The organism is uncultured Duncaniella sp. (assembly GCF_910578445.1).
Lineage (GTDB): Bacteria > Bacteroidota > Bacteroidia > Bacteroidales > Muribaculaceae > Duncaniella.
Genome location: NZ_CAJTQC010000002.1, coordinates 242100 through 256321, shown reverse-complemented (window position 1 = coordinate 256321; position 14222 = coordinate 242100). Strand labels below are relative to the sequence as shown.

Below are 14222 nucleotides of genomic sequence, written 5' to 3'. Positions count from 1 at the left end.
ATCGAGAGGAAGAATAATACGCTCATCAGTCGACAAATCAAAATCTAACCTCTATATATCCATCTTCTAAATTTTAGCAGTCAAGGCGTGACACGAATGTGACGTGGCCTCGCCTGACTGTCATGGTTAAAACAAATTTCTCTACCGATTTGCAGATAAGCTAATTAAAGAAATATTTCATTATTCTAAATTTTGCATTACGATGGATATTTACGACCTTTGCGTCAAATTGGACTTTCCTTCAGGGAAGTCGCCGGTATGGCGCAAGCCGTTTTCGGCATCATCTAAGTCAACTCTAATTAAAACCATGAAATCTGTTTAAAAATTTAGGAAAATGGTAACTGCTATCGTCACGTTTTTTATCCTCGGTTATCTGTGCATCGCTCTTGAAAGCGTGCTAAAAATCAACAAAGCTGTTCCCGCACTTCTAATGTGCGTCGTCTGCTGGACTCTCTACGCCTGTGGCTACGCGCCCGAACATGGCGCTGACACATCAGAGCAACTTCTCGAACACCTCGGCGACACTTGTGAAATTCTATTCTTCCTGATGGGCGCAATGACAATCGTGGAGATTGTGGATGCCAACGGAGGATTTTTCTTTGTCAAGGACGCTTTGGCCACCACAAGCAAGCGGAAACTACTATGGCGCATCACATTCATGGCCTTCGTCCTTTCGGCGATACTCGACAATCTTACAACCTCAATCGTCATGGTCATGGTGCTCCGCAAACTCGTCGACGACCATAACGACCGTATGATCTACGGAGGCATGATCATCATCGCAGCCAACGCCGGCGGTGCATTCTCGCCCATAGGCGATGTCACTACCATCATGCTCTGGATACGCGGCATGATCACCACAGGCGGCGTAATCACCGAATTGTTCCTACCCTCGCTCATAGCCGTACTTGTGTCAGGCTTCGCAGCTCAATACTATCTCAAAGGCACGCTCCCACCGGTCAACCGCAGTGAAGAATCGCTCCCCGGCAACCAGACCCCGGGCGACCGCACACTCATCCTTTGCCTTGGCGTAGGAGGTCTCATCTTCGTTCCTATCTTCAGAATGCTCACCGGCCTCGCTCCTTTCATGGGCATACTCCTCGCACTCGGCATCCTCTGGCTTGTCAGCGAATATCGCTGCAACCGCAACGCGCTGTTCTGCGAGAACTCCAACCTTAAGGTCACATCCCTTCTCGCACGAATCGACATGGCCACAATCCTCTTCTTCCTCGGCATCCTCATGGCTGTGGCCACGCTTCAGGAAACAGGGGTGTTGAACTCGTTCGGCATCTGGCTTAACGAGGCTTCAAACGGCAACCATTATCTCGTGACGGGCGTAATCGGTGTGGTTTCGAGCATCGTCGACAATGTGCCCCTCGTAGCCGGATGTATGGACATGTATGCCATCGCTCCTTCGGGCGACTATGGTGTCGACGGCCTCTTCTGGCAGCTTCTCGCCTACTGTGCCGGTGTCGGAGGCTCAATGCTTATCATCGGTTCGGCTGCCGGAGTTGTCGTGATGGGACTTGAAAAAATCAGCTTCGGATGGTATCTAAAGAAATTCACATGGATTGCATTCATCGGCTACTTAGCCGGCATCGCAGCCTATGCCATCGAGACACTGTTTATCCACTGATAACGGACATTTCGAATAGAACATAGAATAGAACACCAAACCCACCATGCCTGCTTTTCCGTCAGGCATGGTGGGTTTTGCTTTTCATAATTTTCTGTTGCCGTCAGAGTCAATCGGCAGCGTTGATTTCTTCGAGCGAACGGATCACGCGGCATGGATTGCCGACAGCAAGTGAATTGGCAGGGATGTCACGGTTGACCACACTGCCGGCTCCGATTACACAGTTGTCGCCTATGGTAACCCCGGGGAGCACATGAACCCCTGCACCTATCCACACGTTGTTTCCGACCGTAATCGGACGGGCATATTCGAGGCCTTTGTTACGGCGCTCCACATCAAGCGGATGGCCGGCCGTATGGAAACCGCAGTCGGGAGCGATGAACACATTGTCGCCAAACGTCACTTTAGCGCCGTCGAGAATGACGAGATTGACGTTGGAATAGAAATTATCGCCTACAGATATATTGTAGCCGTAATCGCAATAAAACGGCTGCTCGATGTAGAAGTTTTCACCTGTATGGCCAAGAAGCATCTTCAAGAGGGCTTTTCGCTCCTCAAGCCGGTCGGGCATGAGGTCGTTGTATTTCCGGCACATAATCTTGCATTTCATGCGCTCCTCAATCAACTGCGGGTCATAGTTGGCGTCATAAATCTCGCCACGGAGCATTTTATCTTTTTCAGTACTCATCAATAATATTTGTTTTGTAAAGGTTACAGATAACTCGAATCACCAAGATGCGACATTCGAAAGGGGGAAACACGACGTTGTCGCTTCCCTATGCCATACAGACAGACGCAGAGCCTTCCGATTGTCCGTGGAACATGTCGAAAGGCTCTGCGTTATTTTCAGCGACAGCCTGAGATGAGACTGCCGGTCGTTTCAGGTCTCTTTAACCGATTTTGATGCCTGAGAAGCCCATGAAGGCCATAGCAAGAAGACCGGCGCAAATCATTGCGATAGGCACACCGCGCATTGATTTGGGAACATTTGTCATGGCAAGCTGCTCACGGATACCGGCGAAGATAGCGATGGCCATAGTGAAGCCGACCGCAGTAGCAAAGGCATAGACAATGCTTTCGCCAAGATTCATGCCTTTCTGAACCACAGTGATGGCCACACCAAGCACGGCGCAGTTTGTTGTGATGAGCGGGAGGAAGACACCGAGGGCGCTGTAGAGCACCGGGGCTATCTTTTTGAGCACAATCTCAAGCATCTGCACCAGAGCGGCGATGACAAGGATAAAGACAATGGTCTGCATGAAGCCAAGTCCGAAGGGAGTCAGGACAAGATCCTGAAGAAGCCATGTGATGACTGTGGCGAGCAACATGACAAATGTCACGGCCGCACCCATGCCGACTGCGCTTGAAAGCTTGCGCGACACTCCGATAAATGGACAGATTCCGAGGAACTGGGCAAAGACGATGTTGTTGACAAATATCGCCGTTATGATGATGGAAATATATTCGAGCATCTGTAATTAAGTATTAAGTCTTAAGGATTAAGGGTGAAGTGATGCGGAGTGGCTCAGCATGATTTCGCACGGAGCTTGGTGAAAAGGGCGATGAGCAGGCCGAGGGCGATGAATGCACCGGGAGCAAGCACGAACACGAGCGAGCCGAAATGTTCGGGATAGATGGCGAGATCAAAAATCTTGCCTGTTCCCAGAAACTCGCGCACCGCGCCGAGGAGGGTGAGGGCGATGGTGAATCCCAGACCGATGCCGATACCGTCAAGGCAGCTGTCAAACACGCTGTGGCGCGAAGCAAAAGCCTCTGCACGGCCAAGCACGATACAGTTGACCACGATGAGTGGAATGAAGATGCCGAGTGTGGCGTAGAGCGAGGGAACGTAGGCTTCCATCACGAGCTGAAGGACCGACACGAAGGCTGCGATGACCACGATGTAGGCAGGGATGCGCACCTTGGACGGGACGAAGTTCTTGATAAGGGATATCACCACATTCGAGCAGATGAGCACGGCCATTGTGGCGAGTCCCATACTCATACCGTTTATGGCGCTGCCGGTTGTGCCGAGAGTGGGACACATACCCAGCATCAATACGAATGTCGGGTTTTCGGCGATAATACCGTTGAAAAGTATTCTTAGTTTATCATTCATGGCTTGATGTGGTGGGGATTATTGGCGTGAGGCGAATTGTTGTGATGCCTGATTGGCAAGTGTGAGAGCACGGAGGAACGCGCGCGACGAGATTGTTGCGGCGGTGATGGCGTCGACATCTCCTCCGTCCTTGCTGACTGTAAGGTTTGCTGTGTTGGCGTTGAGACCGATGACGGTATGGGCGGGATTGCTGAACCATTCGTCCATTTTCGATCCGAGGCCCGGGGTCTCGGCATGCTGCATCACGGCGAAGCCTGTGATATTGCCTTCGGGGTCGAAACCATACATCACGGTGATAAGACCTGAGAAGCCGTTGGTGTCATGGCTTTCGACGGCCATGCCGACAAGCTCTCCATCCTGACGTGCGGGGAACACGGTGACGGTCTCTCCATCGACAGTCACTTCGGCTGCCTCCTCGGCAGGGTTGTTGTTGAACTGTATGTCGGGGAGCACCTGACCGATGGCCGATTTCTGCTTTTCGGCCTTGGCCTGTGCGATAGGTTCTTTGGTGGCTGTGTAGACACCGGCAAGAGCGGCGGCGGCTACAACGGTGATGATGCCAAGCGAGAGCACCATGTTTACGAGTGATGATTTCATGCTGCTACCTTCCTTTCTCCAAACTTACGGGGTTTGACATAGCGGTTGATAAGGGGTGTCACACCGTTCATTATCAGGATGGCAAACGAAACGCCTTCGGGATATGCGCCCCACTGGCGGATGACGACGGTGATTATGCCGATCATTATGCCGTAGATTATCATGCCTGCATGGCTCATGGGCGAGGTGACATAGTCGGTAGCCATAAAGATAGCGCCGAGCATGAGACCGCCGGTGAGGAGCTGGACTCCGACGTTAGCGCCGATACAGAGCGAGAATACCGCTACGGTGGCGAGGATGGCGACAGGGATGTGCCATGTGATTACACGTGTGCAGAGAAGATAGACGAAGCCGATAAGCAGGGCTATAGCACCGATTTCACCCATTGAGCCTCCGGTGAAACCGAGGGCCTGATTGAGCAGGTCGACATCAGCGCCTGTGATCTGATCCATCTTGAGCTGACCGAGAGTCGTAGCGCCGGTGGTCGCATCGAGGTAGTTCATGCGGTTTTCCATCGGGAGCGGCCAAGTGGTCATCTGCACGGGGAATGAGAGCAGGAGGAACACACGGCCAACAAGAGCCGGATTGAAAATGTTGCAACCGAGACCCCCGAATGTCATCTTGCCTATGCCGATGGCAATGACGCAACCGATGAGGACTGTCCATACAGGAAGATTCGACGGCAGGTTGAGCGCGAGAAGAAGACCGGTCAGGACTGCCGACATGTTGCCGATGGACGGACGCTGACCGAGCATGAAACGCGAAATAAGATATTCGGTGACTACACATCCGGCAATGGCGGTGACTATTACGATTGCCGCGCCGATGCCGAAGCAGTAGAGCGCAAGTGCGACAGCGGGAAGCAAAGCGATGATGACGTGGGTCATCAGCTTCTTCACCGTGACAGGAGTCTGCGCATGGGGCGATGGTGAAATGGTGATAAGCTGGCTCATTATAAGTTTTGAAATTGGTATTAGTCGGTGCAAAATTAAGAAAAATATTTTAATAATTCATAATTCGCAATTCATAATTAAGTACATAATCAAAATCATTCATGAAAAATCAATATACTTTACCATATACCATACCTGATATGGATACTTATACATATTAATGATTGGAATCAACAAAAAGCACCGCAGGCCTGCTTCTGAACAAAGCAGGCCTGCGGCCGTTATGACGAAATCTGTGAAGTCAAGCGGACTTCTTCAGAGAACTATTCAGATTAATACCAGCGCGGGTCACCGATTCGCTTCTGATAGATTTCATGAGAGGTTACCTTTGCATCATTCTTGACCTTGAGAGCCTCGAAGATATTGTCGGGCGCTGCATGGTCGAGCTTATTGGGAGTAGCCTTGTTGAAATCAACGTAGCGCGGGTTGGGGGCTGTGAAGAATTCATCGGCGCGGAGCGGAGTTGCACCTGTCTTGACAACGAGGTCGCCGGCATCACCAGAAACAAGACCCGGAGTCCAATCCCACTTGTCGCCTACAGAGTTCTTCTTGGCAGAGAATGCGGCTGAAGAGAAGATTCCATCATCCTTCATGTGTGCGTCGCGGCTACCGAGCGAGTAGTTGTCCTTGAAGTCCCATGTCACGCGTGCTTCACCGGCAATATTTCGGAAGTCGCAGGCCGACATGTTGAGGTCACGTGAATCCTTGGGATCGGCGGCAAGAACGATAAGGTTGTTCTTGAACGTAATCTTAGAGTCATTGGGCATGAAGCGGAATTCGAAGAGATAACGGCTGCCTGAACGGGTCGAGAAGTTGATGAATGTACAGTTTTCAATAGCGATATTGAAGTGGATGTCATCACCCCAGAGGAGGTCCTTGTTGTTGTCAGAAAGGAGAGCGTGGCGCGGAGAGTCATAGAATGTACAACGACGCATCTGGAAATCGTTGTAGAGATTTGACTTGGCATTGTTGCCGTCGCCTGCAAACCATGAGTAGCCACGACCGTTGTTGTCGTAATAACCCTGATTATAGAAGAGACAGTCTTCTACAAGTATCTTCTTGAACACTTTGTGGCGAGGACCCTGTACACGGATGAAACCACGGATAAAGCCTTGGAACGTACAGTTCTTAAGCTGGAATGATTCAAACGATACAGCAAGACCACCTGAGTACATACTTGCAAAATAGTTGCCGGTCGCACCGCCTTCGCCGAAGTTACGTGCAAGAGGACACTGGAAGTCGATGCCTTCGAAGATAACGTCGCCGATTTCAATCGGAGCGTCAACGTCGCCGGCTTCCTTGTTCTTACCGAGTACCCAGTTGCCGGTGACAGGAGCACCGCCCTTGAGCGAAATACCGCCGAGGAACACTACCGCACGCTTGCCCTGAGCGAGGTCATCGGGATGAGTGGCAAGAGTGAAGCCTTTCTGTACGAGAGGATTGCCTGTTGTGTAGTAGTTATGACCGCCACGGAGATAGTAAACCTGACCTTCGGCGATTTCGTTCGAGTTGACGAAGTTGGTTATGACGGTATCGATACGTGTTGCATTAAACTCTACAGCACCGGGGATAGTGTCGTTGGGGTCAACGATAGGCTCGATGATGATAGGATCACCGGGATCACCCTTTGTGCGGACAAACACCTGATTGTATTCGGCATCAATATCGGTGCTTACAACCTCACCCGACATGTTTGTGTAAGTGAACATGCGTGCATCGTTGCGCAGTGTGATATAGTAGCCTGAGTTTTCGTCAAGACCTGTGATGTGAACTTCGCCTGCTGCCTTTTCAGCATCGGTGAGAGCACGGACGCCGTTGACAAAGCCGTCGGGCATCTTTGCAGTCGGATTGAAGGGCGCCGGTTTGCAGACAATAGTTGTCACAACGAAATTACCGTTGTCGTCAACGTCGAAACGAGTCTTGATGTAGTCGGGGTTAGGAGTACCGTCATCAAGAGTTTCAGCAAGGTCTGACTTGGAATAGTCGCTTTCAACGAACGGAAGCTGGAATGTGAGCGTCACATCATTATAGCCCTTGTTCTTCTGGCCGCAGATACCGGGAGTGGTGTAGCGGTCGTCAGTCTTAAGTCCGAGGTAATCCTCCCATTCACGACCGCCACCGAGACCATACCATTCAGAGTGGTGTCCTTCACCCTTTGGCGAGAGTGTACGGATTATGAAACGGTAGTCAGTACCATAGTTGAGATTAGGTATGTCAACATGGGTCACTTCAGGACCTACGACGAATGACTCGACAATCTTTGTGGGATCATTCCAGTCTTCAAGAAGACCGGTGTTAAGATTTTCGGCATAGCGGATTTCGTAGCCAGCCGCACCTTCGATTCCATACCAATGAAGCTGAATGGTGTTGCGTGTCAGAGGTTTTACCTTTGAGGCATAATCATCGTTTTCAGGCTTGACATTAGTGGTGTTTTCGCTGCGGAACATGGTTCTGGGCATGCGCTCCAGATCTGCCGGGCTGAAATTGGTATCGTCGTCGCTACAGGATGTAATTCCAAGTGCGAGGATACCTGCAATAGCATATATGAATTTTTTCATTGCGTTTTCGGATAGTTACTTGGATTATAATTACTTGTAACCATACTTATTCTCATATCTACCCTGAGCACGGCTGATAACCGCACGCGGGATGGGGAGAATGTAGCGGATTACAGGAAGATTCTTGCTGGTTGGGAAGGTTGAGAGGTCACGTGAGTCAAGTGAGTAACGGCCATTGTCGTTGATCACCACTACACCGCCGGGGCCATTTTCGTCGCCTTCGTCAGGAGTCATGTAGATGTAGCCACGGAGCGAGAAGCGAATCTCGTTGCGGATGACACCTTCTTTTGACCACTCGATAATGTCCTCGCGAACGTTGCTGAGACCCAATGCGTTTGCCTCAGCCGACGACATTGTCTTGTAGGGGTTGAGGATGCGGCACACCTTCACGTTCTGGTTCGGGAATACGTTTTCGGGATAGATGGGCACATCGTTTCCGGCTTCGTCCTTCATTGTATTGTCAACAGAACGGATGTTGCGGATAGTGAATGGCACTTTATCGTAGGCTTCATCATAGCCATCGAAATCGTAGGCCGATACAGAAGAAAGGTTAGTGGAAGTTGTTTCCGAACTTTCAGCAAGCGAGAGATAACGGTAGAATGTCCAGTAGACGTTTTCAGAGAGGAGGTTGTGACGGACGAGGTCGCGCCAGCGCATGTTTTCACCGGCAAATTCAAACTTACGTTCGTCAAGGACTGCCTTACGGAATGCCTCCTCCGAGCTGCGCGCTGCGATATAGGGCTCAACGAGCTCTGCATTGTTGGGGAATGCACGGCGGCGTACCTGAGCAAGAGCCTCAACCGCTTTCGCTCCGTTAGGACCACTTACGCCTTGCTCGATTTCATTGACAGCTTCAGCATACATGAGCAGCACATCGGTGTAGCGCATGATGGGGAAGTTGATACCTGTCTTGTCAGTAGTCTGACTTCCGAGACCGCCGGGAACCCAGAGTTTTGACCATTTACCGTTTGACACAGTGTAGTTATTGTCAAACATGGCATCGCCTGCGGGAGCGTCATATTTTGTAAGCTGGTTGATATAGTCGCGACGGACATCGTTTTCGTTGAACAGATAACGATAAACGCCATTAAGACGGACATCAGACTTAGCTTCACCGTAAACGTGGGGAGCCTCACTCTGATATGAGTCGAGCCTTATACCATGCGAGTAACCAACCTTGCCGTTTGCGGTTTTTGCAAACGGGATTTCCCAGATGACATCGTCGCCGGGAGTGGCCACATTTCTACATTCGTCAAAAAACACCTGATAGAAAGGCTTGCCAAGACGATGTTTCTGCGAATCGATTACTTTCTGGGCATAATCGCGTGCGATTGCATAGTAGTCCAGATAGTTTTCGTTCATACGTTCCATCTTGCCATAGCTTTCGCCATCGGGACGGAGAGTATAGCCGGCAGCGGTCTGAGCGATACGTGCAATCATGGCCCATGCCATTTCCTTGGATATGCGCTCTACTGTTCCGAGCTCACTGGTCGACTTCATGTCATCGGCCACTTCCTTGAGGTCATCGATAAGCTTGTCGAGTATCTCAGCACGGTCTGTCAGAGGATAAATCTTGTCAGGGGCAGTGCGCGATGAGTTGAACGAGAATGCGGGATCACCGAACATCCATGTGAGGTCGTGGTAAACAATTGCTCGCATCACTTTGGCCTCGCCCACCATCTGGCGCATGTCCTTGTAGTCTTCCTCATTTTCGGGATTGTAAAGTTTAGAAGCCTCAGCTCCCTCTACAAAGAGGTTGGCAAGCTCAATAGTGGTATATTGCTGTTTCCATGTCGAATTGATCGCACCACCATCGGGGTCGGAATCGTAGCGTGACCAGTTGGATCCGGACAGGAAGCGGCTTGAATTGGTCTTGAAGTCGACATCGGTGTTCAGGACATAGGTCGAGAACATCTTGTCGCCATATGTATCACCGCTCATCATTGAGGCATAGATGCCGTTGAGCGCGTTGTTCATCTCAGTCTTGTCCGAAAAGACATAGTCCGGGTCGTTCGACGAAGGAGCATCGACTTCCAGATAGTCGGAGCAGGAGGCTAAAGCCACGGCTGAGAGACCTGCTATGAATATATTGCGAAATTTCATTGTGTTTATTCCGTAATTGGTATTAAAATTGGGTTAGAATGACAGATTGATGCCGAATACGTAGCTGCGTGAGCGGGGATAACGGTTCATATCATATGAAGGAGTCAGGCCACTCTGCACATCAATTTCGGGGTCAAAACCTGAATATTTGGTGATGATGAAGGGGTTGGTGACAGAACCGTAGAAACGACACTTGCTCATGCCGAGCTTCTGGATGATGTTGGTCGGAAGCGAGTAGCCGAGAGTGATGTCGGTGCAACGGAGGAATGAACCGTCCTCTACGAAACGTGAGATGGTGTATTCCTTGGTGACATCAGCCGGATTCCACTCTGTGCGGTTACGGTTGATGTATTCATACATCTGGTAGCCGTCGAGTTCAGCTTTTACATCCATCGGGACTCCTGAACCTTCGAAGTTCGGCCATGTAGCCTGAGTGTTGCCGAGCATGTGTTCCCAACGCCATTCTACATCTGTGTATGTCCAGCGAGTTCCCTTGTTGAACGATGAAAGAACGTTGTAGAAGTTGTTCTTGTTGTTCATTGAAGACGACAGACGGTAGGCAGTCGCGTTGTAAACGTCGAAATCAAGGAAGAAAGTGAAGTTGGCTGTGAAGTCAAAGCCCTTCCACTGTCCGTTGAGGCCGAAACCACCCTGAAGTTTAGGAGTTGTACGACCAATGATAGTCTTGTCGTTCTGGTCAATCACACCGTCGCCGTTGAGATCCTTAAATTTAGGCTTACCGGGCTGGGTCTGTGTACCTTGGTCGGTGGAATTATACATATTGTCCATCAATACAGTGCCTGAAATCAGTCTTCCGTTTTCATCAAACACCTGAGGATTTGGATCATATACATTCTTCACGCTATTGTATGTGAACTCATCAAAGCCATAGAGGCCATCATAGACATAACCGTAAATCAAGCCTACTTCACCGCCTACTTCAAGACGATAGTTGTTGCCTGCATCCGTATGTGCACGGCTGTGGCGGAGTTCGAGGAAATCCTCGTCACCTGTAAGCTTGTCGACCTTCATCTTGTTTGCACCAAGATTGAAATTGGCTGAAAGGACATAGTCCTTGCCACGGAGGATGTCACCGTTGATCGAGATTTCAAAACCACGATTGGTCACCTGACCGATGTTCTGGAACTGCTTACCGTAGCCGATAGTGGTCAGCACGTCGGCTTCGTAGATAAGGTCGGAAGTAGTATTCCAGTAATATTCGGGAGAAACGCGGAGACGGCCGTTAAAGAACGAAAGGTCAAGCGCGAAGTTGCGTGTGAGGGTAGTCTCCCACTTGATATCAGGGTTGGGAAGATAATTGGAAGTGTCGTAGTAGAGCTCACCGTCGGGGTTCTCTGAGCTTTCGCCGAAGTTCGGACCGCCTGATGAATTGGTGGTGTAGAGATAGCGCCACATGTCGGCCTTGATACGGTTGTTACCGGCCTTACCGATAGCGGCACGGAGCTTGAGCTCGTCAAGCCATGTGATGTCCTTCATGAATTCCTCGCTCGACATAACCCATGCACCTGAAACCGAGGGGAAGTAGCCCCACTGGTGGCCGGGAGCGAACATTGTCGAACCGTCGGCACGGAATGTTCCTGAGAGCAGGTACTTGTGGTCGTAGTTGTAGCTCAGCTGACCGAAGTAAGAAGTGGTGCGGTCAGCAGTGCCGAGAGATGAAGTGGATACCCAAGGCTTGCCTCGGCCAAGATTGTGGATGGCATCGTCAGCTGAAATTTCGCGCGGGAAATAGCGGTTTTTCTGCTCGGTGTTTTCCGCCTGCTTGTGGTAAAGTTCGAAACCGACAAGGGCATAGAAATTATTCTTTTCCTTGATGCTCCAATCATAAGAAGCGGTAGTGGTCCATGTGTACTGGTTGGTCTGGGACTTCTTTACCTGAGCGATGGGCTGGTGGTTATACTTGGCGCCTTCGTTTGTGAGAGGGCCCCAGAAGCGGTTGTCGTCATTGAACGAGAACGTATAGTTGCCCTCGGTGCGGAGTGTCAGACCTTCGATTGGCTTGTATTCAAGTGAAGCCTGATTTGCAATTGAGTAAGAGTGCTTCTTGCGGACGTTGGTCTTAATATCGTTGACAGGATTGGTGTACTCGAAGAGAGCTTCCTGATCCGGGTCAGCCGCACCGGGTGTCCAGAAGATGTTGCCAAGTTCACGGATACCATTTGAGGGACGGTAGCGGAGCACGTCAATGATACCGCCTGTACCTACGTTGTCACCACCCGCACCTTCATCACGGCGATAAGAGATTTTGGGATTGTACTGGAGGGTAAGGTTAGGGAGGATTTTGGTCTGGAGCTTGGTGTGGATGTTTGTACGACGTACGCCAGATCCCATGATGATACCACGGTCATCCGACTGGGTGAACGAGATATTGTAGCGGGTCTTGTCATTACCGCCGCCAACCGACACGTTGGTCGAGTATGAGAACGGATCATTTCCCATAACCTCATCCTGCCAGTCGTGTGTAGGAGCTGAACGATAGAGGTCAAGGTCACGGATATTACCGAAGTTGTAGCGGAAAAGCTTGGCAGATGATGATGATTTCGAACGACCGGTAGCGAAGTCCCACTGATAATCAACGAAACCATATGCGTCCATCAGGTCGAGCTTCTTTGAGATATGAGAGACAGATCCCTGGAAGTTTACATTGACCTGAGTCTTGCCTTCGGCAGCCGACTTGGTGGTCACGATGACAACGCCGTTACCACCCTTCGCACCATAGATTGCTGTAAGAGAGGCATCTTTGAGGATGTCGATTGACTGGATGTCGCTCGGCGGAATGTCATTAATGTTTTCAACCTGGAAACCGTCGACGATGTAGAGGGGGTCGTTTGACTGGGTTACAGATGTCGCACCACGCACGCGGATGTTGATATCTGCACCGGGCTGACCGTCGACAGTGGTAACCTGCACACCGGCCACCTTACCCTGAAGGGCAACAGCAGCAGATGTCACGGGGACAGCAGCGAGTTTGGCGCCGGAAACAGAGCCGACAGAACCGGTGAGGTCGCGGCGGGCACGAGTACCACCATAACCGATCACAACTACTTCTTCGAGCGATTCAGAGTCTTCCGAAAGAACCACGCGAATGTTGGTCTGACCGTTTACGGCGATTTTTTCTGTCTTGTAGCCGATGTAAGAAACTACGATAGTAGCATTCTTGGCAACGTTCTTAAGGGTAAAGTTACCGTCGATATCGGTGACGACCACATTTTTAGTGCCGTCGACCTGTACGGTAGCTCCAATCATGGGTTCATCGGTGCCGTCGACCACTGTTCCTGAAACAGTGAGATTCTGTGCATTGGCATTGAAGCCGACACAAAGCACCAACAGGAGTAGCATTGTTTTCCAGTGCGTCGCAAAGGAAAAGTGCCGCAGCCATTGACTACGACTTGAGATTAAGTCTTTCATGTTTGTGTTAAATGATAAATAAGATTTCTTTCATGCTATTTTTCAATTCTTTTTTTCTACTTCGCTATATATTGTGGAGTCATAATAAACATAAAAGGCTAACAATTAGAAATTTATGGTTAAAACATAACTCTTGTGATTCATGGGGTGTGATACTAATTTGCGACAAAATTATTAAATTTTTTATAAAGTGCAAAGATTTCTAAATATTTTAACTAAATAAATGAAACTGAGGCGATAAGCTATATATTCTTTAGTTAAAATCACGTAGATACAAGAAGACATGTGTTAAAATTCCCACATTATCGCCCTAAAGACAGAGAGTTGTAGTGATTAATCTATATAATTGTATTATTCAGATAAATACATTTTCTATCCCATTTGACATGACTAAAAATATTTTTCAATGTTTGTGATTCCAATAGGCTGTTAAAAAATTATAGTTAATTTTGAGTGGAGTGTTTCTAAGGTAAATATTATTAGTGTCCGATAAGCGCGTATAAACACCTGATTACCAATTAAAATTATCACAAGCAAGCGCCACCGTCAAGGACCAAAACGCAATCAACTGTGCATCAGTATATTACGGACAGCTTAAAACATTTTATCGGCAGCAACATTACAGATATTTGTTTTGAGAAGGAGCGATGCGGGCATCATGCTATCGCGTAACGCTTTCGGGCTTGACGAGAAACACCGATGAAACACAATATTTTAACATAAAAACCACAACCCCAAATTTACAAGAATTTTCAAACAGTCTCTAATTTGCAATTTTAACATTCAAATGTTAAAATTCAATTGTAAAAAGATGGTCAATGAACAAA

Annotated in this window: 10 protein-coding genes; 2 read left to right on the top strand and 8 right to left on the bottom strand. The window is 49.4% G+C overall.

Annotation, left to right across the window (positions count from 1 at the left end):
- The first annotated feature begins 334 nt into the window (after positions 1 to 334).
- On the top strand, positions 335 to 1636 hold the full coding sequence (gene nhaD, locus QZ311_RS02345) for a sodium:proton antiporter NhaD (protein ID WP_297063471.1): 1302 nt from the start codon (positions 335 to 337) through the stop codon (positions 1634 to 1636).
- A 109-nt stretch (positions 1637 to 1745) separates the two neighbouring features.
- On the opposite strand, the gene QZ311_RS02340 is transcribed toward nhaD, so the two are convergent.
- Complete coding sequence (locus QZ311_RS02340) at positions 1746 to 2324, bottom strand: sugar O-acetyltransferase (RefSeq protein WP_297063469.1); 579 nt, start codon at positions 2322 to 2324, stop codon at positions 1746 to 1748.
- Between the two features lie 47 nt (positions 2325 to 2371).
- Here QZ311_RS02340 and QZ311_RS02335 point away from each other — a divergent pair, with 47 nt between their 5' ends.
- A complete protein-coding gene (locus QZ311_RS02335; protein ID WP_297063466.1) occupies positions 2372 to 2497 on the top strand; it encodes a hypothetical protein in 126 nt (41 codons plus the stop codon).
- Between the two features lie 29 nt (positions 2498 to 2526).
- Here QZ311_RS02335 and QZ311_RS02330 read toward each other — a convergent pair whose 3' ends face one another.
- The 7 genes from QZ311_RS02330 to QZ311_RS02300 all read right to left on the bottom strand — a co-directional run bounded on the left by QZ311_RS02330 (position 2527) and on the right by QZ311_RS02300 (position 13326).
- Entirely contained in the window at positions 2527 to 3108 is a 582-nt protein-coding gene (locus tag QZ311_RS02330; RefSeq protein WP_289741818.1) for an electron transport complex protein RnfA, read from the bottom strand.
- Between the two features lie 53 nt (positions 3109 to 3161).
- Entirely contained in the window at positions 3162 to 3755 is a 594-nt protein-coding gene (locus QZ311_RS02325; protein ID WP_297063462.1) for an electron transport complex subunit E, read from the bottom strand.
- A gap of 18 nt (positions 3756 to 3773) precedes the next feature.
- The gene (locus QZ311_RS02320) at positions 3774 to 4352 is read right to left on the bottom strand and encodes an RnfABCDGE type electron transport complex subunit G (RefSeq protein ID WP_297063460.1); all 579 of its coding nucleotides are present in this window, start codon (positions 4350 to 4352) and stop codon (positions 3774 to 3776) included.
- Positions 4349 to 5305, bottom strand: a complete 957-nt coding sequence (locus tag QZ311_RS02315) for an RnfABCDGE type electron transport complex subunit D (RefSeq protein WP_297063459.1) — start codon at positions 5303 to 5305, stop codon at positions 4349 to 4351. The genes QZ311_RS02320 and QZ311_RS02315 overlap by 4 nt, the downstream gene beginning before the upstream one ends.
- A gap of 272 nt (positions 5306 to 5577) precedes the next feature.
- The gene (locus QZ311_RS02310) at positions 5578 to 7863 is read right to left on the bottom strand and encodes a fibronectin type III domain-containing protein (protein WP_297063457.1); all 2286 of its coding nucleotides are present in this window, start codon (positions 7861 to 7863) and stop codon (positions 5578 to 5580) included.
- Between the two features lie 30 nt (positions 7864 to 7893).
- Entirely contained in the window at positions 7894 to 9966 is a 2073-nt protein-coding gene (locus QZ311_RS02305) for a RagB/SusD family nutrient uptake outer membrane protein (RefSeq protein ID WP_297063456.1), read from the bottom strand.
- Positions 9967 to 9999: 33 nt separating this feature from the next.
- A complete protein-coding gene (locus QZ311_RS02300; protein WP_297063454.1) occupies positions 10000 to 13326 on the bottom strand; it encodes a TonB-dependent receptor in 3327 nt (1108 codons plus the stop codon).
- Between the last annotated feature and the right edge of the window lie 896 nt (positions 13327 to 14222).